Genomic DNA, 23,309 nt, shown 5'->3' with positions numbered 1-23,309 from the left:
ATGGCCTGCCGCCGTCCGGCTTGGCTGGATGGCGGGATGATCGCTCCGTTCTAACGAGGGACGTTATGGAAGTTTCTGCCGGCGTTTCCGGCCTCGGCCGAGCCTTGGTGCAACATAACAGCCTGCTGCTGCAGGATGCCGAGGCTATTCAGCGCCAGGCGCAGAGTTCGTCGATCAGCTTCGTCGAGCAGCTTATTCTCAGCAAGAAAATGAGCTCGCTGGAGGTGGCGACGTTCGCTTCACAGGTGTTCGGCTTTCCCTTGCTGGACCTTGCCGCCATCGAGCCGGAGCAACTGCCGCAGGGGCTGGTGGACGAGGACCTGATCAGCTCGCGCCGCCTGTTGCCCTTGTACAAGCGGGGCAGCCGGCTGTTCATCGGCACCTCCGACCCCACCCAGACCTCGGCCTTCCACGCCATTACCTTCAAGACTAGCCTGTCGGTCGAAGTCGTGGTGGTGGAGGACGACAAGCTCGGCAAGCTGATCGGCAGCTACCAGGCGGGTGGGGCCGAAGCGATCAAGGCCCTGGTGGACGAGGATTTTGGCGACCTTGAGTTTGCCGAGCCGGATGCCGAGCCGGAAAAGACCGTCGCCCAGACCGAAGTGGACGATGCCCCCGTGGTCAAGTTCATCCACAAGGTGCTGCTGGATGCGATCAACGGCGGGGCATCCGACGTCCATTTCGAGCCGTATGAGAAGTATTACCGCATCCGCTACCGGGTGGATGGCGTGCTCAAGGAAGTCGCCCAGCCGCCCCTCTTGCTGAAGGAAAAGATTGCTTCACGCATCAAGGTGATCTCGCGGCTCGACATTTCGGAGAAGCGCGTGCCGCAGGACGGCCGCTTGAAGCTGGTGTTGTCCAAGACGCGTGCCATCGATTTCCGGGTCAGCACTCTGCCGACGCTGTTTGGCGAGAAGATCGTGATGCGTATTCTCGACCAATCGGCGGCCACGCTGAATATCGAGCAGCTGGGGTTCGAGCCGGAACAGAAGGCGATGCTGCTCGAGGCCATCAGCCGCCCCTATGGCATGGTGCTGGTGACCGGTCCGACCGGCAGCGGCAAGACGGTGTCGCTCTATACCTGCCTGAACATCTTGAACAAGCCGGACACCAATATTTCCACGGCGGAGGACCCGGTCGAAATCAACCTGCCGGGGATCAACCAGGTGAACGTCAACGAGCGCGCGGGGCTGACCTTTTCGTCGGCGCTGAAAGCCTTTTTGCGCCAGGATCCGGACGTGATCATGGTGGGTGAAATCCGCGATTTTGAAACCGCCGACATCGCCATCAAGGCGGCACAGACCGGCCACATGGTCTTTTCCACGCTGCATACCAATAATGCTCCCGCCACGCTAACGCGCTTGCTGAACATGGGGGTAGCGCCGTTCAACGTCGCCAGTTCCGTGCTGCTGATCATGGCGCAGCGCCTGGCCAGACGCTTGTGTAACAATTGCAAGAAGCCGATGGATATTCCGAAAGAGGCGCTGTTACGGGCGGGCTACCGTGAGGTGGAGCTGGACGGCAGTTGGCAGCCTTACGGACCCGTCGGGTGCCGCGAGTGTCGCGATTCGGGCTACCGGGGGCGGGTGGGGATTTATGAGGTCATGCCCATCACCGATGCCATGACTCGTCTTATCATGAAAAACGGCACAGCGGTGGACATCGCGGATCTGGCTCGGCAGGAGGGGATGGTCGATCTGCGTCGTGCCGGCTTGCTCAAGGTGAAGCAGGGCATCACCTCGCTGGCGGAAATCGAAGCCGCCACCAACGAATAACCAGCGCAGGGAAACAAGACGCCATGGCTACTCTGGCAAAGAAACTGCCGACGACGGCAGCCCACATCTGGGAGTGGGAAGGCAAGGACCGTGCAGGCAAGGTGGTGCGGGGCGAGATGCGCGCAGAGTCCGAAATCGTTGCCAAGACCCAGTTGCGGCGGCAGGGCATCACGGTCCAGAAACTGAAGAAGCGCAAGGCCGGCTTTGGTAAGCGCATCACTGACCGCGACATTACCCTGTTTACCCGGCAACTGGCCACCATGATGAAGGCCGGTGTTCCACTGCTGCAGTCCTTCGATATCTCGGCCAAGGGGCATAGCAATCCTGCCGTGACCAAGATGCTGCTGGAAGTCCGGGCCGACGTGGAGACTGGGATGTCGCTGGCGGAGGCCTTTCGCAAGCGTCCGCTGTACTTCGACAAGCTGTTCTGCAACCTGATCGCTGCCGGTGAAACCGGTGGTGTGCTGGATTCGCTGCTGGACAAGTTGGCGACCTACCGCGAAAAGATCATGGCCATCAAGGGCAAGATCAAGTCGGCGATGATCTATCCTTCCGCCATTATCGCCACTGCTTTCATTATCACTACCATCATCATGCTGTACGTGATTCCGGCGTTCAAGGATCTGTTTTCCAGTTTTGGCGCCGATCTGCCGGCGCCGACTCTGCTCGTGATCTGGCTGTCGGACGCCTTTGTGAAGTTCTGGTGGTTGGTCTTCGGCATTATCTTCGGCATTATTTTTGGCACCATGTTCTTCTTCAAACGCTCCCCCAAGTTCCAGGAGCAGGTCGACCGCTTGCTGCTCAAGCTGCCGGTGCTGGGCGAGGTGGTGCAGAAGGCGACCATCGCGCGCTGGTCGCGCACCCTGGCTACCATGTTCACCGCCGGGGTGCCGCTGGTGGAGGCCCTGGATTCGGTCGGCGGGGCTTCCGGCAACCAGGTTTATGCCGAGGCCACCAAGCGCATCCAGGCGGAGGTGAGCATTGGTTCCAGCCTGAGTTTCGCCATGCAACGTACCAATCTGTTTCCCAATATGGTGATGCAGATGACGGCCATCGGTGAGGAGTCGGGCTCGCTTGACCACATGCTCGACAAGGTGGCGGACTTCTACGAGGAAGAGGTCGATAACGCGGTGGCGGCGATGTCCAGCTTGATGGAGCCGGTCATCATGATCGTCCTCGGGGTGCTGATTGGCGGCCTGGTGGTCGCCATGTATATGCCGATCTTCAAGATGGGGCAGGTGGTCGGCTGATGATGACGGAGATGGATGCAGTTCTTTCGGCCAACCTTCCGCTGATGATTGGAGTGGTGTCGCTGCTGGGCTTGCTGGTGGGGAGTTTCCTGAACGTGGTGATTCATCGGCTGCCCAAGATGCTGGAGCAGGAGTGGCAGCTGGAGTGCGCACTGTTGAGCGGGCAGCCCGCGCAGGAGATGCCGCGTTTCAACCTGCTGACGCCGGCATCGCATTGCCCTTCCTGCCAGGCGCCGGTGCGTGCCTGGCACAACATCCCAGTGCTCAGTTTCCTGCTGCTGCGCGGCCGTTGCCACAGTTGCAAGGCCACGATTGCGCGGCGTTATCCGCTGGTCGAGCTGATGTGTGGCGTGATGTTCGCGGCGTTGGCTTACCGCTTCGGCTGGACACTCGACTTGTTGGGTTACGCTGCCCTGACCGCGACGCTGATTGCACTGGCGTTCATCGATGCCGATACTCAGCTGCTGCCCGATTCGTTGACCTTGCCCTTGCTGTGGGGAGGATTGCTGTTCAGCCTGCTGGGCGGGCGGGTGGCGCTGGACGAGGCGGTGATCGGCGCCATGCTTGGTTACGTCTCGCTGTGGGTGATTTTCTGGTTGTTCAAGCTGGCGACGGGCAAGGAGGGCATGGGGTACGGCGACTTCAAGCTGCTGGCGGCACTGGGGGCCTGGCTGGGCTGGAAGATGCTGCCTTTGGTGATCCTGCTGTCGTCGCTGGTCGGGGCCGTGTTCGGTATTGCCATGATCCTGATGGCGCGACTGGGACGGGGCCAGCATCTGCCGTTCGGCCCCTATCTGGCGCTGGCTGGCTGGATTGCCCTGCTCTGGGGCGAACAGATCGTTGGGTGGTATCTTGGCGGGCGTTAAGGTCGTTGGACTCACCGGTGGCATCGGCTCGGGGAAGACGGCTGCGGCCCGTTGTTTTGCCGCGCAGGGTGTGGCGGTGGTCGATACTGACGAGCTGTCGCACGCGTTGACAGCACCCGGAGGGCGGGCGATACCGACGCTCGTGGCAAGGTTCGGCCCCGACTTTCAGCGCGCTGACGGGGCGCTCGATCGCCTGCGCATGCGTGAGCTGGTGTTCCGGCAACCGTCGGCGCGGCGCGAACTGGAAGCCATCCTGCACCCGATGATTCTGGAAGACAGCCTGGCCGCGCTGGCAGGGGCTCAGGGGCCGTACGCGGTGCTGGTGGTGCCCTTGCTGTTCGAAAGCCAGGCCTATCGGGATGTGGTCGACCGCACCCTGCTGATCGATTGCGACGAGGAAGTGCAGGTGGCGCGGGTGATGCAACGTAGTGGTTTGAGCGAGTCGCAGGTGCATGCCATCATGGCGACGCAGATGCCGCGCGGGGACAAGCGCAGGCTCGCGGACGATATTATTGACAATAGCGGCTCGCTGAGTGAACTTGCGCTTCAAGTCGAAGCCAAACATCGTTATTATCTGTCGAGCCTCGCCAGGGCTCGGAGCCAGTGATGAAACCGCGTTCCTCTTCTGCGGTGCCCCATGACCGGCGCGATACAACTACTCCAATAAAAGCCATCTAGAAGGGCCGTGGTGCCGTGATCAGTTTTGAATTCCCCGTTACCGAGAAAACTCGGATGCTGCTGCGTTTGGAGCAGTTGTACACACGCCTGGCCTTCTTCATTTCCCAAGATCATCCGTTCGAACATCATTCCGCCATCCTGACGCTGTTCGAGCTGATGGAAACGGCCTCCCGAGCCGACCTCAAGGCAGAACTGCTGCAAGAACTGGAACGGCAGAAGCAGATTCTCGAGGCCCTGCGCGACAACCCCAACGTCTCGGAAGACATGCTGGAAGGCGTCATCGAGGAAATCGAGGGCACGGCGGCGAATCTGCTGGACCTGACCGGCAAGTTCGGCCAGCACCTGCGCGAGAACGAGTGGCTGATGGCGATCAAGCAGCGTGCCGGCATCCCCGGCGGGACCTGCCAGTTCGATCTGCCGTCGTACTACCTGTGGCAGCTCAAGCCGCCGGAGGAGCGCCGCCTCGATCTGCAGCGCTGGGCGGGGCCGCTGATGCCCACCGCCGAAGCCTCGCGCATTCTGCTCAAGCTGCTGCGCAACAGCGGCAAGTCGCACCAGTATGTGGCGCGACGCGGCGTGTTCCAGCAGATGTCCGGCGGCAAGGTGGTGCAACTGATCCGTATCGGTTTCGACGAGTCGCTCGGCGCCCTGCCGGAACTCTCGGCCAACAAGTACGCCCTGAATATCCGCTTCATCAATGCGGCCACCGGCGAGAGCCGGCCCAAGCCGACCGAGGCCGATGTCGAATTCACCCTGACCCATTGCAAGTTCTGAGCCGTGTTATGAGCGAGAAGGTACGAATCGTCGCCTGTCCAACCTGTGGTGTCGCCGTGCGCTGGGAGCCGCAAAGTCGTTATCGGCCCTTTTGCAGCGAGCGCTGCAAGTTGATCGACCTGGGGCAGTGGGCGGATGAGAGCTACCGCGTGCCGGCCGAAGAGGAGCATCCGGATAGCGAGGCGCCTGGGGAGTCACGCTGAATCCCGATGGCAACGAAAATGGCCCGCCAAATGCGGGCCATTTTTTGTTGCCGGCCTGGGGTACTTCAGGTCCTGGCCAGTGCGGCCCCCTGGGCGAAGTAGCCGCGTACCCCACCGAAGATGCTTTCCGCCACTTTCTGCTGGAAGGAGGCATCCATCAGCCGGTGCTCTTCTTCCGGATTGCTGATAAAGGCGGTTTCGACCAGGATGGACGGGATGTCCGGTGCCTTCAGCACGGCAAAGCCGGCCTGTTCTACCTCGTCCTTGTGTAGCCGGTTGAGTTCGCCCATCTTGCCCAGCACGCTCTTGCCGAGCTTGAGGCTGTCGTTGATGGTGGCGGTCTGGGTGAGGTCGAACAGGGTATGCGCCAGATAGCGGTCCTTGCTGGTGATCTTCACCCCGCCGATCAGGTCGGCGTCGTTCTGGGTCTTGGCCAGGTAGCGAGCGGCGGTACTGGTGGCACCTTGTTCCGAGAGCGCGAACACCGACGAGCCGCGTGCACTCGGGTTGAGGAAGGCATCGGCGTGGATCGAGATGAACAGGTCGGCATTCAGTTTGCGTGCCTTGGCCACGCGCACGCCAAGCGGAATGAACACGTCCTCGTCGCGCGTCATGTAGGCTTTCATGTTGCGCTCGGCGTCGATCATGCGCTTGAGCTGCTTGGCAATCTTCAGTACCACGTCCTTTTCCCGCGTACCGGAAGGGCCGATCGCGCCAGGGTCTTCGCCGCCGTGTCCCGGGTCGAGCATGATCAGGATCGGGCGGCTCTTGTCGGATTTATTCTTGGACTTCAGTGGCGGCTGCTCCAACTTGCCCTTGTTGTAGTCTTCGAGCAGTGCCAGTAGCGGGTCGTCCTGCTGCGCCGTCGGGTAGAGGTCGATCACCAGCCGGTGCTGGTATTCCGCTACCGGCGCCAGCGTAAACACTTGCGGTTTGATGTCGGACTTCAGGTCGAGCACGATACGTACCGTGTCCGGGGTGAACTGCCCGGCGCGCGCGGTCTGGATGAAGGGGTCAGCGGCGCTGATCTGGCTGCCGATGTCCTTGAGCACGGCGTTGAGCTGCACGCCCTCGATATCGATCACCAGGCGCTCGGGGTTGGCGATGTTGAAATACTTGTACTTGAGCGCCTCGCTGGCTTCCAGCGTGATGCGGGTGTAGGTGGACGACGGCCAGACGCGCAGGGCGACGAGTTGGCTCGAGGCGGCCAGGCCAACGCGGCTGACCGTCAGCAGGAAGGTCGCGGCCGCCGCCGTGATCAAGGTGCGGCGGGTGGGGTCGAAAGTCGGGTGAGGCATGACTGTCCAATGTCGGTTTGGGCGGTGATTCGGTAGCTCCGACCGCTGCCGGCGACGGCCAGTTCCACGACCAGGTCGGCGCGGGGCAGCAGGCCCTCGGCCTTGTCAGGCCACTCTACCAAGCATAGCGTGTCGGGGCCGAAATAGTCGCGAAAGCCGGCGTCTTCCCATTCCTCGGGGTCGGCGAAGCGGTATAGGTCGAAATGGTGTACCGTGAGAGAGGCGAGCGGATAGCTTTCCACCAGTGTGTAGGTGGGGCTCTTGACCCGGCCATGGTGGCCGAGCGCTGTCAGCAGGCCGCGGCTCAGGGTGGTCTTGCCCGCCCCCAGGTCGCCCCACAGGTAGATGACAGTGCCCGGGGCGATGGCGTGTGCTAAGGCTGCGCCTAGCGCCAGCGTGGCGTCTTCATCCGGCAGGCTGCCCTGGCGAACACTGGTATCATCCATCTCCATGACCGAGAAGTCCTTACAAAAACCGAATTATCCCGAATTGGCGCGCCAAATCAAAGCATGGGCGCGCGAATTGGGCTTTGCCGACGCGCGTATTACCCGGCCACAGTTGCCGCCCGAGGCCGAGCACACGCTGCTGGCGTGGCTGGCCGAGGGCTGTCACGGCGAGATGGAATACATGGCGCGCCATGGCGTGTTGCGGCTGCGACCTGCGGAGCTGGTGCCCGGCACCTTGTCGGTGGTGTCGCTGCGCATGCACTACTGGCCGGGTGCCTCACGTGGGGCCGACGAGGTGCTGGCCGATGGTGAGCGCGCCTACCTGTCGCGTTACGCGCTGGGGCGGGATTATCACAAGGTGCTGCGCAATCGCTTGCAAAGGTTGGCCGAAAGAGTTCAGGCCGAGGTGGGCGAGTTCGGCCATCGCGTGTTCACCGACAGTGCGCCGGTGGCGGAGGTGGCGCTGGCGGCGCAGGCCGGACTCGGCTGGCGCGGCAAGCACACGCTGCTGCTCAACCGCCGGCACGGTTCGCTGTTCTTTCTCGGCGAGCTGTTCACCGATCTGCCACTGCCGCCCGATGCCGCGGAAGAGGGGCATTGCGGCCGCTGCACGCGCTGCCTCGACGTGTGTCCGACCGGGGCCATCGTCGAGCCGTACAAGGTCGATGCGCGCCGTTGCATCTCCTACCTCACCATCGAATTGGCCGGGGCGATTCCGCCTGCGTTGCGGCCACTGATCGGCAACCGCGTGTACGGCTGCGACGATTGCCAGTTGGCGTGTCCGTGGAATCGTTTCGCCGTGCCGACCGAGGAGGCCGATTTTGCGGTGCGGCACGGGCTCGACGATGTGACGCTGGCCGAGCTGTTCGGCTGGAGCGCGGCGGATTTCGCTTCGCGCATGGCGGGCAGCCCGATCTACCGCATCGGCTACGAGCGCTGGTCGCGTAACCTGGCGGTCGGGCTCGGCAACGCCCCGAGCTCTCCGGCGGTGTTGGCGGCGCTTACGGCGCGCGCCGACGATCCGTCCGAGCTGGTGCGCGAACACGTGCAGTGGGCGTTGGCGCAGCATGCGGGGCGCGGCGCTGGCGGCACCGTTGCGGCATGCTAAGATGCGCGCCTTCTCTGCTTGAGGAAACGTCATGACAGCCAAAGCTCGCCGTCCCATCGGGGTATTCGATTCCGGTGTGGGAGGGCTGACCGTGGTGCGGGCGCTGATGGACCGCCTACCGTTCGAGGACATCATCTATTTCGGCGACACCGCGCGGGTGCCCTACGGCGTGAAGTCGGTGGCGACCATTCGGGCCTTTTCCCGGCAGATCGTCGAGTTCTTGCTGCAGCACGAGGTCAAGGCGCTGGTGGTGGCGTGCAACACCATTTCGGCGGTGGCGCTGGAGCAGGTGCGGGAGCTGGCGGGCGACATTCCGGTGATCGGTGTGATCGAGGCCGGGGCCCAGGCGGCGGTCAAGGTCAGCAAAAACCACGAGATCGGCGTGATTGCCACCTCGACCACCATCAACAGCAACGCCTATGCCCGCGAGATCCATCGCCTGATGCCGGATGCCCGGGTGTATTCGCAGGCCTGCCCGCTGTTCGTCCCGCTGGTCGAAGAGGGCTGGGTCGACCACCCGGTGACCCGCCTCACCGCCGAGGAGTATCTCAAGACGGTGCTGGAGGAGCATGTCGATACACTGGTGCTGGGCTGCACCCATTACCCGTTGATCAAGCCGCTGCTGACCGAGGTGACGGGCGGCCGCGTCGAACTGGTCGATTCGGCGCTGACCACGGCGGAAGCCACGGCCGAGGTGTTGGCGGGGCTCAACCTGCTCAACCCGCAGCGCGGCGCCCCCGAGTACCGCTATTACGTTACCGACATCCCGCTCAAGTTCCAGACCATCGGCGAGCGCTTTCTCGGGCGCAGCATCCGCGACCTGGAGATGGTGAAGCTGGGCTGAACCGCGCGGGTTGGCCGAAGCCAAGCAAAAGGGCCCATGAGATGGGCCCTTTGTTTCGGATGGAGAGGGTGCCGCCGTTTACAGCGCCGGTCGCGACGGCGCGATCACCAGCGATTCGCCTTCCAGCACGACCTTGCCGCCGACCAGGCATTGGGTCTGGAACTTGACGCGTTTCCTGGACGGGTCGAGCTCGGTGGCGGTGGCGCGCGCGGTCACGGTGTCGCCGATCTTCACCGGAGCCTTGAAGCGGGTGGATTGCGACAGGTAGATGGTGCCTTCACCCGGCAGCCGGGTGCCGACCACGGTGGAGATCAGCCCGGCGGTGAGCATGCCGTGGGCGATGCGCGTGCCGAACGGGGTCTGCTCGGCGTATTCCTGGTTGAGGTGCACCGGATTGTTGTCGCCCGAGACCGCAGCAAACATCAGGATGTCGGCCTCGGTGATGGTCTTGGCGTATTCGGCACTCTGGCCGATCTCGATATCCTCAAAATAGATCGTGGGCATGCGGTCGCTCCTGCGTTTGTCATGGAGATGTTGCAGTGCATCTTGTCATACTTTCCACGGCATGCAAATCGAGCGGAAACAAGGTAGTATTTCGAGTCCAGTTGCGTTTTTGAGACGGTCCACATATCTTTTCTCGACCAAACGCTCGTTTTATTTTGGCGGGCGTGCATAATCGACGCAACTGCATGTCACGCATGCTTGGGCATGCCGTCCAAATACCAGACAGACGACACTTGCTGGAGGAATATGAAAGTTCTAGTCGCTGTGAAACGCGTTGTCGATTACAACGTGAAGGTCCGGGTCAAGGCCGATGGCTCCGATGTGGATATCGCCAACGTCAAGATGTCGATGAACCCGTTCGACGAAATCGCCGTGGAAGAGGCGGTGCGCCTCAAGGAAGCCGGCAAGGTCAGCGAAGTGGTGGCGGTATCGCTGGGTGTCAAGCAGTGCGAAGAGACCCTGCGCACCGCGCTGGCGATGGGGGCCGACCGTGCCATCCACGTCGAGACCGACACCGAGCTGCAGCCGCTGGCCGTGGCCAAGCTGCTCAAGGCCGTGGCCGAGAAGGAACAGCCGCAGCTGATGATCCTGGGCAAGCAGGCCATCGACGACGACGCCAACCAGACCGGCCAGATGGTCGCCGCGCTCTTGGGCTGGGGCCAGGGCACGTTCGCCTCCAAGGTCGACCTGGCGGCGGAAACCGTCGACGTCACCCGCGAGGTGGACGGCGGCTTGGAAACCGTCAAGCTGCGCCTGCCGGCGGTAGTGACCACCGACCTGCGCCTGAACGAGCCGCGCTACGTCAAGCTGCCGAACATCATGGCCGCCAAGAAGAAGCCGCTCGACAAGTTGACGGTGGAGGCGCTGGGCGTCGACGTGACCCCGCGCCTGAAAACCCTCAAGGTGGCCGAGCCGGCCAAGCGTTCCGCCGGCATCAAGGTGGCCAACGCCGCCGAACTGGTCGCCAAACTCAAGAATGAAGCAAAGGTGCTGTGATCATGGCCATTCTCGTTATCGCTGAACACGACAACCAGAGCCTGAAGGCAGGCACCCTCAATACCGTCACCGCCGCCGGCAAGATCGGCGGCGAGGTGCACCTGCTGGTGGCCGGCCACCACTGCGGCGCGGTCGCCGACGCGGCCAAGGCCGTGGCCGGTGTGGCCAAGGTGCTGGTGGCCGACGCTGCCCAATACGCCCACGGCCTGGCCGAGAACCTGGCCGCGCTGGTGGTCGATCTGGCCAAGAACTACAGCCACGTGCTGTCGCCGGCCGGCACCTCGGGCAAGAACTTCCTGCCGCGCGTCGCCGCGCTGCTCGACGTGGCGCAGATCTCCGACATCGTCACCGTCGAGTCGGCCGACACCTTCGTGCGTCCGGTCTACGCCGGCAACGTGCTGGCCACGGTGCAGTCCGTCGATTCCATCAAGGTCATCACCGTGCGCACCACCGCCTTCGAGGCGGCGGCGCTGGGCGGTTCGGCCAGTGTTGAAAGCGTTGGCGGCCCGGCCGAGGCCCAGCTGTCGAGCTTCATTAGCCAGGAGCTGACCAAGTCGGACCGTCCGGAACTGGGCGCCGCCAAGGTGATCGTCTCCGGCGGTCGCGCGCTGGGTTCGGAAGAACAGTTCAAGGCCATCATCGAGCCGCTGGCCGACAAGCTGGGTGCCGCCGTTGGCGCCTCGCGTGCCGCCGTGGACGCCGGCTACGCCCCGAACGACTACCAGGTCGGCCAGACCGGCAAGGTGGTGGCGCCACAGCTGTACCTCGCCGTCGGCATTTCCGGCGCGATCCAGCACCTGGCCGGCATGAAGGACTCCAAGGTGATCGTGGCGATCAACAAGGACGAAGAAGCGCCGATCTTCCAGGTGGCGGACTACGGCATCGTCGGTGACCTGTTCACCGTCGTACCCGAACTGATGGCCGAACTGTCCAAGTAAGGGCGGAATCGCGAGCAGTGCTCATCAAGGCCGGCGTCAGACCGGCCTTTTTTTACATCACGAGAAAACACGAGAACCGAGGTGCTGACATGACTTACCAAGCTCCCCTGAAAGATATCCGTTTCGCCCTCAACGAGCTGGCGGAACTGCCGGCGGTCTGCTCCCTGCCGGGCTATGAAGACGCCAGCGTGGAACTGGTCGACGCCATCCTGGACGAAGGAGCCCGCTTCGCCGAAGAAGTGCTGGCGCCGATCAACAAGCAGGGTGACCAGGGGGCGCGGCTGGACGGCGACGCCGTCACCGCCGCGCCGGGCTTCAAGAACGCTTGGCAGCAGTACGTCGATGCCGGCTGGGTCGGTCTGCGCGCGCCCTACGAATTCGGCGGGCAAGGCCTGCCGGCGCTGGTGGCGATCGCCGCCGAGGAAATGTGGTGTTCGGCCAACCTGGCCTTCTCGCTGGCGCCGCTGTTGACGCTGGGGGCGATCGAGGCGCTCAACCACCACGCTTCGGACGAGCTCAAGGCGCTCTACCTGCCGAAGATGGCGAGCGGCGAGTGGACCGGCACCATGAACCTGACCGAGCCGCATGCCGGCTCCGACCTGGCGCAGGTGCGCACCCGCGCCGTGCCGCAAGACGACGGCAGCTACCGCATCAGCGGCCAGAAGATCTTCATCACCTGGGGTGAGCACGACCTGGCCGAAAACATCGTGCACCTGGTCTTGGCGCGCCTGCCCGATGCCCCCGCCGGGGTGAAGGGCATCTCGCTGTTTGTCGTGCCCAAGTTCCTGCCGGGCGCCGACGGCACGCCCGGTGTGCGCAACGACCTGCGCTGCGTGTCGCTGGAACACAAGCTCGGTATCCATGGCTCGCCCACCTGCGTGATGAGTTTCGGCGATCAGGGCGGCGCCGTCGGCTACCTGGTGGGTGAGGCCAACAAGGGCCTGGGCTACATGTTCACCATGATGAACCACGCCCGCCTCGGCGTCGGCGTCGAGGGTATGGCGGTGTCCGAGCGCGCCTACCAGCAGGCCGTGGCTTACGCCCGCGAGCGCGTGCAGAGCCGTGCCGTCGGTTCTTCCGACGCGGCCGGGGTGGCGATCATCAAGCATCCGGACGTGCGTCGCATGCTGATGACGATGAAGGCGCAGATCGAGGCGCAGCGTGCCTTGGCCTGCGTCGCCGCCGCCGCGCTGGACCGCGCGGCGCGTCATCCCCATCCGCAGGAAAAGGCGCGCAACCAGGCGCTGGTCAACTTCCTGATTCCCATCGTCAAGGGCTGGAATACCGAGCAGGCCAACGAGATCACCTCGCTGGCGCTGCAGGTGCACGGCGGCATGGGCTATATCGAGGAAACCGGCGTGGCGCAGTACTATCGCGACGCCCGCATCACCGCCATCTACGAGGGAACGACCGGCATCCAGGCGCTCGACCTGATCGGCCGCAAGACCGCCGCGGAAGAGGGGGCCACCGCGCGTGCGCTGCTGGCCGAGGTGCAGGCCACGGCCGACAAGCTGGCGACAGCCGGTTTTGCCAGCCTTTCGGCCAACCTGAAGAACGCGGCGGCCGACGCCGAGCGTTGCGTGGCGTTCATCCTGGCGTCGTTCGCCGCCGCACCGCAGCGTGCCGCCGCCGGTTCGGTGCCGTTCCTCAAGCTGATGGGCATCCTGCTTGGCGGCTGGCAGCTCGGGCGCGCCGCCCTGATCGCCCGCGAGCGCATGGGCGAGGAGGATGCCGACGTCGATTTCCTGCGCGCCAAGCAGGTGACCGCACGCTTTTTCGGCGAGCACCTGCTGCCCCAGGTGAGTGGCCTGGCGGCAGCGATCCTGCACGGGGCCGACAGCGTGCTGGAACTCGACGACGGCCAGTTCTGAGCCCCGTCGGCAACACCGGTAGCGGCAGGAAGACAAGCGCTTGCTCGGTGCGGCATTGCGGAGGGGCGATGTCGCCTTGCCAGAAATAGCTAAAAAAATTATACTGTTAAGGTTTAACAAAACGGGACAAGCGTTACGACGCGGTGTCCCGTTCTTCACATAAAAGCTTCGAAAACAGAGCAAACGGAACAGGAGCCAGTCAGTGTCATCCGTACCCGCGATTCTTGTCTTGGCTGACGGAACCCTCTTCAAGGGCAGTGCCATCGGTGCCGCCGGCCATACGGTCGGCGAAGTGGTATTCAATACCGCCATCACCGGCTACCAGGAAATCTTGACGGACCCTTCTTACACCAAGCAGATTGTCACCCTGACCTATCCGCATATCGGCAACGTCGGTGCCAACGCGGAAGACACCGAGTCGCGCGCCGTGTTCGCCGCCGGCCTGATCGTGCGCGATCTGCCCCTGCTGCACAGCAACTTCCGCGCCGAGGCGTCGCTGTCGGGCTATCTCAAGGCCAACAACGTGGTGGCGATCGCCGACATCGACACCCGCAAGCTGACCCGCATCCTGCGCGAAAAGGGCGCCCAGCCGGGCTGCATCATGGCGGGCGAGATCGACGAAGCGCGCGCACTGGAACTGGCGCGCGGCTTCGGCACCATGGCCGGGCAGGATCTGGCCAAGGTGGTCAGCTGCGATTCGATCTACCAGTGGGATACCCGCGAGTGGCGTCTGGGCGAAGGCTATGGCGCGCAGGCCGAACCGAAATACCACGTGGTGGCGTACGACTTCGGCGTCAAGCACAACATCCTGCGCATGCTGGCTGAACGCGGCTGCAAGCTGACCGTGGTGCCGGCGCAGACCCCGGCCAAGGACGTGCTGGCGCTCAAGCCGGACGGCGTGTTCCTGTCCAACGGCCCGGGGGATCCGGAACCGTGCGACTACGCCATCGACGCGATCAAGGAAATCCTCGACACCAAGCTGCCGGTGTTCGGCATCTGCCTGGGGCACCAACTGCTCGGCCTGGCGGTCGGCGGCAAGACCTCCAAGATGAAGTTCGGCCATCACGGCGCCAACCATCCGGTGCAGGATCTGGATACCGGCCGCGTCATGATCACCAGCCAGAACCACGGCTTCCAGGTCGACGAGAACAGCCTGCCCGCCAACGTGCGTGTCACCCATCGCTCGCTGTTCGACGGCACGGTGCAGGGCATCGCCCTGACCGACCGCCCGGCCTTCAGCTTCCAGGGCCACCCGGAAGCGAGCCCCGGTCCGAACGACGTGGCGTACCTGTTCGACAAGTTCATCAAGGCGATGGACGAACGCGGCTGAGAGGCCGCTTGATGGCCGGTGCGGCGTCGTCGCGCCGGCCTAGACGGGAGTCAGAGCATGCTGGGAATTACCGATCCGTTGACCTACCTGATAGGCACCATCTTTATCATCCTGCTGCCGGGGCCGAACTCGCTCTACGTGCTGTCGGTCGGGGCGCAACGTGGGGTGCGTCCGGGCTTCAAGGCCGCCGGCGGGGTACTGGTGGGTGATACGCTGCTGATGGTGGCCACCGCAGCCGGAGCCGCGTCGTTGCTGAAGAGCTATCCGGCGCTGTTCTGGGTGGTCAAGTATATCGGTGCCGCCTACCTGGCGTGGATGGGTATCAACATGCTGCGTGCTGCGCTGCGACGCTGGTCTGCTCCGGCGCCGGCAGCGCTGAGCGCGCCGATGACCTTGGGCCATCGCGACCCGTTCCGACGGGCGCTGACCCTGAGCCTGATGAACCCCAAGGCCATCCTGTTCTTCCTCTCGTTCTTCGTGCAATTCGTCGATCCGGCCTACCCTTACCCGGCGCTGACCTTCGTCGCCCTGGGAGGCATGCTGCAGGTGTGCAGCATCAGCTACCTGACGGCGCTGATCCTGGCCGGCAGCCGCCTGGCCGAAGCCTTCCGCGCCCGGCGCCGGCTGGCGAGCGCCGCCACCGGCGGTACCGGCGCGCTGTTCCTGGGCTTCGGCGCCAAGCTGGCCGCGGCGAGCCTGAACTGAATAAATGATCCAAATTGAGCCAAAACGATGCCAAAACGTACTGACTTAAAGAGCATTCTCATCATCGGCGCCGGTCCCATCGTGATCGGCCAGGCGTGTGAATTCGACTACTCCGGCGCCCAGGCCTGCAAGGCGCTGCGTGAAGAGGGTTACAAGGTCATCCTGGTGAACTCCAACCCGGCGACCATCATGACCGACCCGGACATGGCCGACGTCACCTATATCGAGCCGATCAACTGGCAGGTGGTGGAAAAAATCATCGCCAAGGAGCGTCCGGACGCGATCCTGCCGACCATGGGCGGCCAGACCGCGCTGAACTGCGCGCTCGACCTCGCGCGCAACGGCGTGCTGGAGAAGTACAAGGTCGAGCTGATCGGCGCCACCGAAGACGCCATCGACAAAGCGGAAGACCGCGGTCGATTCAAGGAGGCCATGGCCAAGATCGGCCTGTCCTGCCCGCTGTCCTTCGTCTGCCACACCATGGAAGAGTCGCTGGCGGCCCAGGCCAAGGTGGGCTTCCCGACGCTGATCCGCCCGTCGTTCACCATGGGCGGCTCGGGTGGTGGCATCGCCTACAACAAGGAAGAGTTCCTGGCGATTTGCGAGCGCGGCTTCGAAGCCTCGCCGACCCACGAACTACTGATCGAGCAATCGGTACTCGGCTGGAAAGAGTACGAGATGGAAGTCGTGCGCGACCGCAACGACAACTGCATCATCATCTGCTCGATCGAGAACTTCGACCCGATGGGCGTGCACACCGGCGACTCGATCACCGTCGCGCCGGCGCAGACGCTGACCGACAAGGAATACCAGATCATGCGTAACGCCTCGCTGGCGGTACTGCGTGAGATCGGCGTCGATACCGGCGGCTCCAACGTGCAGTTCGCCACCAATCCCGACACCGGCGAGATGATCGTCATCGAGATGAACCCGCGCGTATCGCGTTCGTCCGCGCTGGCGTCCAAGGCCACCGGCTTCCCGATCGCCAAGATCGCCGCCAAGCTGGCGGTCGGTTTCACCCTCGACGAACTGAAGAACGACATCACCGGCGGTGCCACCCCGGCCTCGTTCGAGCCGTCGATCGACTACGTCGTCACCAAGATCCCGCGCTTCGCCTTCGAGAAGTTCCCGCAGGCCGACGACCGCCTGACCACCCAGATGAAGTCGGTGGGCGAAGTGATGGCGATGGGCCGCACCCTGCAGGAGTCGATGCAGAAGGCGCTGCGCGGGCTGGAAACCGGCCTGGCCGGCTTCGACCCTGTGACCACCGACCTGGAGCAGATCCGTCACGAGATCGGCACGCCGGGCCCGGAACGCATCCTCTACGTCGCCGACGCCTTCCGTGCCGGCCTGAGCCGTGACGACATCTTCGCCATCAGCAAGATCGATCCGTGGTTCCTGGCCCAGATCGAGGACATCGTTGGCGAGGAAAAGGCGCTGGCCGGTCGCAAGCTCGACGAGCTCGACTACGCCGAACTGCGTCGCCTCAAGCGCAAGGGCTTCTCCGACCGCCGTCTGGGCGCGCTGCTCGGCGTCGACCAGGGTGCGGTGCGCGCGCGCCGCTGGGCGCTCAACCTGCGGCCGGTGTACAAGCGCGTCGATACCTGCGCTGCCGAGTTCGCCACCAACACCGCCTACATGTACTCGAGCTACGAGGAAGAGTGCGAATCGCGGCCGACCGACCGCAAGAAGATCATGGTGCTGGGCGGCGGTCCGAACCGCATCGGCCAGGGCATCGAGTTCGACTACTGCTGCGTGCACGCCGCGCTGGCGCTGCGCGAGTCCGGTTTCGAGACCATCATGGTCAACTGCAACCCGGAAACCGTCTCGACCGACTACGACACCTCCGACCGCCTGTACTTCGAGCCGCTGACGCTGGAAGACGTGCTGGAGATCTGCCACGTCGAGAAACCGTTCGGCGTCATCGTGCAGTACGGCGGCCAGACCCCGCTGAAGCTGGCGCGTGCGCTCGAGGCCAACGGCGTGCCCATCATCGGCACCACGCCGGACATGATCGACTGCGCCGAAGACCGCGAGCGTTTCCAGAAGATGCTGCAGGAGCTCGGCCTGAAGCAGCCGCCGAACCGCACCGCACGTACCCCGGCCGATGCCATGAGGTTGGCCGAAGAAATCGGTTACCCGCTGGTGGTGCGCCCATCCTACGTGCTGGGCGGCCGTGCCATGGAGATCGTGCACGAGCCGGCCGACCTCGAGCGCTACATGCGCGAGGCGGTGAAGGTGTCGAACGACAGCCCGGTGCTGCTCGACCGCTTCCTCAACGATGCCATCGAAGTCGACGTCGACGCGGTATCCGACGGTGAGCTGGTAGTGATCGGCGGCATCATGCAGCACGTCGAGCAAGCCGGTGTGCACTCCGGCGACTCGGCGTGCTCGCTGCCGCCGTACAGCCTGTTCCCCGCGGTGCAGGACGAAATCCGCCGCCAGACCGTGGCCATGGCCAAGGCGCTGAACGTGGTCGGCCTGATGAACGTGCAGTTCGCCATCCAGGGCGACACCATCTACGTGCTGGAAGTGAACCCGCGTGCCTCGCGTACCGTGCCGTTCGTCTCCAAGGTCACCGGCGCGCCGCTGGCCAAGATCGCCGCACGTTGCATGGCCGGCATCAGCCTCACCGAGCAGGGCTTCACCAAGGAAGTGGTGCCGCCGTACTACGCAGTCAAGGAAGCGGTATTCCCGTTCATCAAGTTCCCTGGCGTGGATACCATCCTCGGTCCGGAAATGAAGTCCACCGGCGAGGTGATGGGCGTCGGCCGCAGCTTCGCCGAAGCCTTCATCAAGGCGGAGCTCGCTGCGGGCGACCGCCTGCCGAAGGCGGGCAAGGTGTTCCTGTCGGTGCGCAACAGCGACAAGGCCGGTTCCGTCGAAGTGGCCCGTGAGATGGTGCGTCTGGGCTTCGAGGTGGTGGCCACCCGTGGCACCGCGCGCGGCATCCAGGAAGCCGGCATCCCGGTGCAGCTGATCAACAAGGTCAACGAAGGGCGCCCGCACATCGTCGACATGATCAAGAACGGCGAGATCAGCCTGGTGTTCAACACCGTGGATGAAAAGCGTCAGGCCATCCAGGATAGCCACTCGATCCGCCGCTCCGCGCTGCAGATGCGTGTGCCGCAGTACACCACCCTGGCCGGTGCCAAGGCCGTGTGTGTCGGCATGGCGCATGCCGAGGAGTTCGACGTGTACAGCGTGCAGGACCTGCACGCCATGGTCCGAAACGGCTGACGACACGGACGGTGCGGGTTTCGGCCAACCTTTGAACCCCGCGCCGTTTGCCGTTACAATTCAGCCAGCAAGCTACTAGCAGCCAAGCCGCCGTCCCGTACGGCGGCTTGTGCTTTTTCATGATGGCGGGTATCCCGCCTGCGGAGAGAAGTCGAATGAACAAAGTCCCGTTGACCCTGCGTGGCGCAGAACTGCTGAAAGAAGAACTGCAGCGGCTCAAGAGCGTGGAACGTCCGGCGGTGATCGAGGCCATTGCCGAAGCCCGCTCCCATGGCGATCTGTCGGAGAACGCCGAATACGACGCGGCCAAGGAGCGTCAGGCGTTTGTCGAAGGCCGCATCGCGGAGCTGGAGGGCAAGCTCTCCAATGCCCAGATCATCAATCCGAGCGAACTGGATGCGGAAGGCCGCATCGTGTTCGGCACTACGGTCGAACTGATGGATCTGGAGACCGAGGACGAGGTCACTTACCAGATCGTCGGCGACGACGAAGCGGACATCAAGTTCGCCAAGGTGTCGGTGAACTCGCCGATCGCCCGCGCCTTGATCGGCAAGGAAGCCGGCGATGTGGCCGAAGTGATGGCCCCGGGCGGCATCCGCGAGTACGAAATCCTGGACGTCAAATACATCTGAGCGGCTTGCGGCACGGTGGGGCCGCGCCTGGCAGGTTTGGATAAAGGGGACTGCGCATGGATGGGTTGAGGGCGATTACCCGCACCTTCTGGATCGGTGGCATGTGGATCATCGGCATCATCGTCACCCCGGTATTGTTCTCGGTGCTCGACCGCGGCACCGCCGGCATGGTCGCCGGCAAGCTGTTTTCTGCCATCGCCTGGGTCGGGCTGGTGTGCGGGGTGTTCCTGCTGGTGGATTTCATCTGGCGCGATGGCCTGCGTGGCGTCAAGTCCGCCACGTTCTGGCTGATCATCGGCATGCTGTCATGCACCCTGATCAACCATTTTGCCGTGTCGCCGATCATCGCCAATCTCAAGCTGCAGATGAACCAGGCGGCCGAGGGCTTGTTCGGCGGGGGCTTTGCCACCTGGCACGCGATCTCGAGCCTGATCTATCTGCTGCAGAGTCTGATGGCGCTGGCCTATATCCTGCGCCGGGACAGCTGACGCCGCCGAGTGGCAGGCTCATTCCCGTGTCGCTGCCGACAGCCGGGGGCGGGGCGAAAAAAAAAAGCGGTGGCTGGACCACCGCTTTTTTTGTGTTCCCTGGGTTAAATCAGGGCTGCGCCTTGAGCGCCTTCTTGCTCTTCGGCAGCACCACGCGCTGCTTGTCGGACGGGCGCCACAGCACCAGGAGCTTGCCGATGTGCTGGACCTGGGCGGCGCCCAGTTCGTCGCAGATCTTGTCGTACAGCGCCACGCGGGCATCTCGGTCGTCGCCCTGCACCCGGATCTTGATCAGTTCGTGCGCATCGAGGTTGATGGCGATTTCCCGAACTACCGCCTCGGTCAGGCCGTGGTTGCCGATCATCACCACCGGCTTGATATCGTGGGCGAGTCCTTTCAGGTATTGGCGCTCGAAGGGAGCAAGTTCGATTTTCATGGGCATGAGCTTCCTGAATAAAACGAGATTCTACTAAACTTTCGGCCTTTACCCCAAGTTCCGGCCCCGCTACTGGTGGAAATAGCCGCTGAAAACAGAGACATGCGTTATCCCTCTAGGTGGGAATGCCCATGGCGTGACCTCGGTGTACTCGCTCTCATTTGGCGGCAGCCGTCCGATAGCATGCGGCCGGGGCCTGCACGGACTTTGCGGGTGGCGCCGCCTGGAGTACCTTTAAAAAATGGCAGCCTGGCTGCACGGCCTCCCGCCAACACGAGCGGGGTGGGGCTGTTTTTAAGACGACTGAGCAGGACATCAATGGCTAGAAGTAAATCCAGCAACGACTGGCTGCGCGAGCATGTGCACGACCACTACGTGCATATGGCGCAAAAGGACGGCTACCGTGCCCGTGCCGCGTACAAGCTCCTGGAAATCAACGACAAGGACAAGCTGATCCGCCCCGGCACGGTGCTCGCCGACCTGGGCTCGGCACCGGGTAGCTGGTCGCAGGTGGCGGCGCGGCTGGTCGGCGACAAGGGCAAAGTGTATGCGCTCGACATCCTGCCGATGAACCCGATTGCTGACGTGGAGTTCATTCAGGGCGATTTTCGCGAGCAGGAAGTCCTCGACCAGTTCGTCGCGTTGCTCGGTGGGCGCGAACTTGATCTTGTAATATCCGACATGGCCCCCAATATCTCAGGTATGAGCGCCATTGATCAGGCGCGCAGTTTTCACTTGTGCGAGCTGGCGCTGGAATTTGTCCGCGACCATCTGAAACCGGGCGGGAGCTTTCTCGTCAAAGTTTTTCAGGGTAGCGATTTCCAGCCTTACCTCAAGTCCATGCGGGAACTGTTCGACGAGGTGGTCAGCCGCAAGCCCAAGGCTTCGCGTGACCGCTCCACGGAAATTTACCTGTTGGGCAAAGGTCGTCGCTGACATCCACCCCTACGGGGGTTACAATCCGTATCAATACGGGCAACCAGCTAAGTCAGGGCACAGAGGAGTCCGCTCTAGTGAACAATATCGGCAAAAACATCGCCATTTGGGTGATCATCGGTCTGGTACTGATGACGGTGTTCAATCAGTTCAACAAGCGTCAGGATACCCAGAACCAGATCGAGTATTCGCAGTTCATCAGCGATGTCGAGTCGGGCAAGGTGCAGTCGTTGAGCATCGAGGGACATCCGTTGCGCGGGCAGTGGCTGAAAGGCAAGCGAGCCGACGGCTCCTCCTTCATGACCTACGCTCCCTACGACCCGCAACTGGTCGATGACCTGATCAAGAACAACGTGCGCTTCTCGGCCAAGCCGGAAGAGGAGCCCAGCATGCTGATGAGCCTGTTCATCAGCTGGTTCCCGATGTTGCTCCTGATCGGTGTGTGGATTTTCTTCATGCGCCAGATGCAGGGCGGCGGCAAGGGCGGGGCGTTCTCGTTCGGCAAGAGCAAGGCGCGCATGCTCGACCAGGACACCAATACGGTGACCTTCCAGGACGTCGCCGGCTGCGATGAAGCCAAGGAAGAGGTCAAGGAGATCGTCGACTACCTGCGCGATCCCTCGCGCTACCAGAGCCTGGGTGGCCGCATTCCGCGCGGCATCCTGCTGTGCGGCAGCCCGGGTACCGGTAAAACGCTGCTGGCCAAGGCCATTGCGGGTGAAGCCAAGGTGCCGTTCTTCAGCATCTCCGGTTCCGACTTCGTCGAAATGTTCGTCGGTGTCGGTGCGGCACGCGTGCGCGACATGTTCGAGCAGGCCAAGAAAAATTCCCCATGCATCATCTTCATCGATGAAATCGACGCGGTCGGTCGCCAGCGCGGTGCCGGTCTCGGCGGCGGCAACGACGAGCGCGAGCAAACCCTCAACCAGTTGCTGGTCGAGATGGATGGCTTCGAAACCAATACCACGGTGATCGTGATCGCCGCCACCAACCGCCCTGACGTGCTGGACCCGGCGCTGCAGCGTCCCGGCCGTTTCGACCGGCAAGTGGTGGTGCCCCTGCCGGATATCCGTGGTCGCGAACAGATCCTCTCGGTGCACATGCGCAAGGTGCCGATTGCTGCCGATGTCGAGGCATCGGTCATCGCGCGCGGCACGCCGGGTTTCTCCGGCGCGGATCTCGCCAACCTGGTGAACGAGGCGGCGCTGTTCGCTGCGCGCCGCAACAAGCGCCTGGTCGACATGGACGACTTCGAGGCCGCCAAGGACAAAATCATGATGGGCGCCGAGCGCAAGTCCATGGTGATGTCGGAAGAAGAGAAGCGTAATACCGCCTATCACGAATCCGGCCACGCCGTGGTCGCCAAGCTGCTGCCCAAGTCCGATCCAGTGCATAAGGTCACCATCATTCCGCGTGGCCGCGCGCTGGGCTTGACCATGCAGTTGCCCGAAGAGGACCGCTACGCCTACGACCGCGGCTACCTGATGGATCGCATCGCGATCCTGTTCGGCGGCCGTATCGCCGAAGAGCTGTTCATGAACCAGATGACCACCGGCGCCTCGAACGACTTCGAACGTGCCACCCAGATGGCACGCGACATGGTGACCCGCTACGGCATGTCCGACAAGCTGGGGCCGATGGTGTACGGCGAGAACGAGGGCGAAGTGTTCCTCGGCCGCTCGGTTACGACCCACAAGAACATGTCGGAAGCGACCATGCAGCAGGTGGACACGGAAATCCGCCGCATCATCGACGAACAGTACGGTCTGGCGCGCCGCCTGCTCGAAGAGCACCGCGACAAGGTCGAAGCGATGACCGCGGCGCTGCTCGAGTGGGAGACCATCGATGCCGAGCAGATCGACGACATCATGGCCGGTCGTCCGCCGCGTCCGCCGCGTCCCGACCGCAGCACGGCAGGTAGCGGTGGCGGCGACAAGCCGACCGGTACTGCGCCGGAACCCAGCGCGACCCCGGCGCAGGAACACTGAGCC

22 protein-coding genes are annotated in these 23,309 nt (G+C 63.4%); 18 read left to right on the top strand and 4 right to left on the bottom strand.

Annotated elements, in window-relative coordinates; genetic code table 11:
• Positions 1 to 65 precede the first annotated feature (65 nt).
• From pilB to yacG, 6 genes are all read left to right on the top strand, one after another.
• Entirely contained in the window at positions 66 to 1,775 is a 1,710-nt protein-coding gene (gene pilB / locus NH8B_RS17080; RefSeq protein WP_014088351.1) for a type IV-A pilus assembly ATPase PilB, read from the top strand.
• Positions 1,776 to 1,798: 23 nt separating this feature from the next.
• The gene (locus tag NH8B_RS17075; RefSeq protein ID WP_014088350.1) at positions 1,799 to 3,025 is read left to right on the top strand and encodes a type II secretion system F family protein; all 1,227 of its coding nucleotides are present in this window, start codon (positions 1,799 to 1,801) and stop codon (positions 3,023 to 3,025) included.
• Entirely contained in the window at positions 3,025 to 3,891 is an 867-nt protein-coding gene (locus tag NH8B_RS17070) for a prepilin peptidase (RefSeq protein WP_014088349.1), read from the top strand. The genes NH8B_RS17075 and NH8B_RS17070 overlap by 1 nt, the downstream gene beginning before the upstream one ends.
• Positions 3,878 to 4,498: a dephospho-CoA kinase gene (gene coaE, locus NH8B_RS17065; protein WP_014088348.1), complete on the top strand. Its 621-nt coding sequence runs from the start codon at positions 3,878 to 3,880 to the stop codon at positions 4,496 to 4,498. Before NH8B_RS17070 ends, coaE begins: the two co-directional genes overlap by 14 nt.
• Before the next feature lie 86 nt (positions 4,499 to 4,584).
• Positions 4,585 to 5,343 (top strand): cell division protein ZapD, encoded by a 759-nt coding sequence (gene zapD / locus NH8B_RS17060; protein WP_040652180.1) that lies wholly within the window; start codon positions 4,585 to 4,587, stop codon positions 5,341 to 5,343.
• An 8-nt stretch (positions 5,344 to 5,351) separates the two neighbouring features.
• Positions 5,352 to 5,546: a DNA gyrase inhibitor YacG gene (gene yacG / locus NH8B_RS20570; RefSeq protein ID WP_014088347.1), complete on the top strand. Its 195-nt coding sequence runs from the start codon at positions 5,352 to 5,354 to the stop codon at positions 5,544 to 5,546.
• A gap of 65 nt (positions 5,547 to 5,611) precedes the next feature.
• On the opposite strand, the gene NH8B_RS17055 is transcribed toward yacG, so the two are convergent.
• Together NH8B_RS17055 and tsaE are read right to left on the bottom strand one after the other, a co-directional pair.
• Complete coding sequence (locus NH8B_RS17055) at positions 5,612 to 6,844, bottom strand: N-acetylmuramoyl-L-alanine amidase (RefSeq protein WP_014088346.1); 1,233 nt, start codon at positions 6,842 to 6,844, stop codon at positions 5,612 to 5,614.
• Entirely contained in the window at positions 6,805 to 7,296 is a 492-nt protein-coding gene (tsaE, locus tag NH8B_RS17050; protein ID WP_014088345.1) for a tRNA (adenosine(37)-N6)-threonylcarbamoyltransferase complex ATPase subunit type 1 TsaE, read from the bottom strand. The genes NH8B_RS17055 and tsaE overlap by 40 nt, the downstream gene beginning before the upstream one ends.
• Between tsaE and queG the strand changes: the two genes are divergently transcribed.
• Together queG and murI are read left to right on the top strand one after the other, a co-directional pair.
• A complete protein-coding gene (gene queG, locus NH8B_RS17045; RefSeq protein WP_014088344.1) occupies positions 7,295 to 8,398 on the top strand; it encodes a tRNA epoxyqueuosine(34) reductase QueG in 1,104 nt (367 codons plus the stop codon). The genes tsaE and queG overlap by 2 nt on opposite strands.
• A gap of 31 nt (positions 8,399 to 8,429) precedes the next feature.
• Positions 8,430 to 9,242 (top strand): glutamate racemase, encoded by an 813-nt coding sequence (gene murI / locus NH8B_RS17040; protein ID WP_008952484.1) that lies wholly within the window; start codon positions 8,430 to 8,432, stop codon positions 9,240 to 9,242.
• A 78-nt stretch (positions 9,243 to 9,320) separates the two neighbouring features.
• Here the strand turns inward: murI and NH8B_RS17035 are convergent, their stop codons facing one another.
• A complete protein-coding gene (locus NH8B_RS17035; protein WP_014088343.1) occupies positions 9,321 to 9,746 on the bottom strand; it encodes a MaoC family dehydratase in 426 nt (141 codons plus the stop codon).
• Between the two features lie 246 nt (positions 9,747 to 9,992).
• Here NH8B_RS17035 and NH8B_RS17030 point away from each other — a divergent pair, with 246 nt between their 5' ends.
• The 8 genes from NH8B_RS17030 to NH8B_RS16995 all read left to right on the top strand — a co-directional run bounded on the left by NH8B_RS17030 (position 9,993) and on the right by NH8B_RS16995 (position 19,946).
• Positions 9,993 to 10,742 carry an electron transfer flavoprotein subunit beta/FixA family protein gene (locus NH8B_RS17030; RefSeq protein ID WP_014088342.1) on the top strand — a complete coding sequence of 250 codons (750 nt, stop codon included), beginning with the start codon at positions 9,993 to 9,995 and terminating at the stop codon, positions 10,740 to 10,742.
• Positions 10,743 to 10,744: 2 nt separating this feature from the next.
• Positions 10,745 to 11,680, top strand: coding sequence for an electron transfer flavoprotein subunit alpha/FixB family protein (locus NH8B_RS17025; protein ID WP_041703093.1), 936 nt, complete (start codon positions 10,745 to 10,747; stop codon positions 11,678 to 11,680).
• 89 nt (positions 11,681 to 11,769) lie between these two features.
• Positions 11,770 to 13,551, top strand: coding sequence for an acyl-CoA dehydrogenase (locus NH8B_RS17020; RefSeq protein ID WP_014088340.1), 1,782 nt, complete (start codon positions 11,770 to 11,772; stop codon positions 13,549 to 13,551).
• A gap of 202 nt (positions 13,552 to 13,753) precedes the next feature.
• On the top strand, positions 13,754 to 14,881 hold the full coding sequence (carA, locus tag NH8B_RS17015) for a glutamine-hydrolyzing carbamoyl-phosphate synthase small subunit (protein ID WP_014088339.1): 1,128 nt from the start codon (positions 13,754 to 13,756) through the stop codon (positions 14,879 to 14,881).
• Positions 14,882 to 14,938: 57 nt separating this feature from the next.
• Positions 14,939 to 15,586 (top strand): leucine efflux protein LeuE, encoded by a 648-nt coding sequence (gene leuE / locus NH8B_RS17010; RefSeq protein WP_014088338.1) that lies wholly within the window; start codon positions 14,939 to 14,941, stop codon positions 15,584 to 15,586.
• 27 nt (positions 15,587 to 15,613) lie between these two features.
• Positions 15,614 to 18,826, top strand: a complete 3,213-nt coding sequence (gene carB / locus NH8B_RS17005) for a carbamoyl-phosphate synthase large subunit (protein ID WP_014088337.1) — start codon at positions 15,614 to 15,616, stop codon at positions 18,824 to 18,826.
• Between the two features lie 155 nt (positions 18,827 to 18,981).
• Complete coding sequence (greA, locus tag NH8B_RS17000) at positions 18,982 to 19,458, top strand: transcription elongation factor GreA (RefSeq protein ID WP_008952492.1); 477 nt, start codon at positions 18,982 to 18,984, stop codon at positions 19,456 to 19,458.
• A gap of 56 nt (positions 19,459 to 19,514) precedes the next feature.
• Positions 19,515 to 19,946 (top strand): DUF4149 domain-containing protein, encoded by a 432-nt coding sequence (locus NH8B_RS16995; protein WP_008952493.1) that lies wholly within the window; start codon positions 19,515 to 19,517, stop codon positions 19,944 to 19,946.
• Between the two features lie 109 nt (positions 19,947 to 20,055).
• On the opposite strand, the gene NH8B_RS16990 is transcribed toward NH8B_RS16995, so the two are convergent.
• On the bottom strand, positions 20,056 to 20,382 hold the full coding sequence (locus NH8B_RS16990; protein ID WP_014088336.1) for a YhbY family RNA-binding protein: 327 nt from the start codon (positions 20,380 to 20,382) through the stop codon (positions 20,056 to 20,058).
• Between the two features lie 318 nt (positions 20,383 to 20,700).
• On the opposite strand from NH8B_RS16990, the gene rlmE reads away from it, so the two are divergent.
• Together rlmE and ftsH are read left to right on the top strand one after the other, a co-directional pair.
• Positions 20,701 to 21,318 carry a 23S rRNA (uridine(2552)-2'-O)-methyltransferase RlmE gene (gene rlmE / locus NH8B_RS16985; RefSeq protein ID WP_008952495.1) on the top strand — a complete coding sequence of 206 codons (618 nt, stop codon included), beginning with the start codon at positions 20,701 to 20,703 and terminating at the stop codon, positions 21,316 to 21,318.
• A gap of 77 nt (positions 21,319 to 21,395) precedes the next feature.
• Positions 21,396 to 23,306, top strand: coding sequence for an ATP-dependent zinc metalloprotease FtsH (ftsH, locus tag NH8B_RS16980; protein ID WP_008952496.1), 1,911 nt, complete (start codon positions 21,396 to 21,398; stop codon positions 23,304 to 23,306).
• Positions 23,307 to 23,309 lie beyond the last annotated feature (3 nt).

The sequence above is a fragment of the Pseudogulbenkiania sp. NH8B genome (assembly GCF_000283535.1).
Lineage (GTDB): Bacteria > Pseudomonadota > Gammaproteobacteria > Burkholderiales > Chromobacteriaceae > Pseudogulbenkiania > Pseudogulbenkiania ferrooxidans.
Note: the sequence above shows the minus strand (reverse complement) of the source record. Positions and strands in the feature narration are given on the sequence as shown.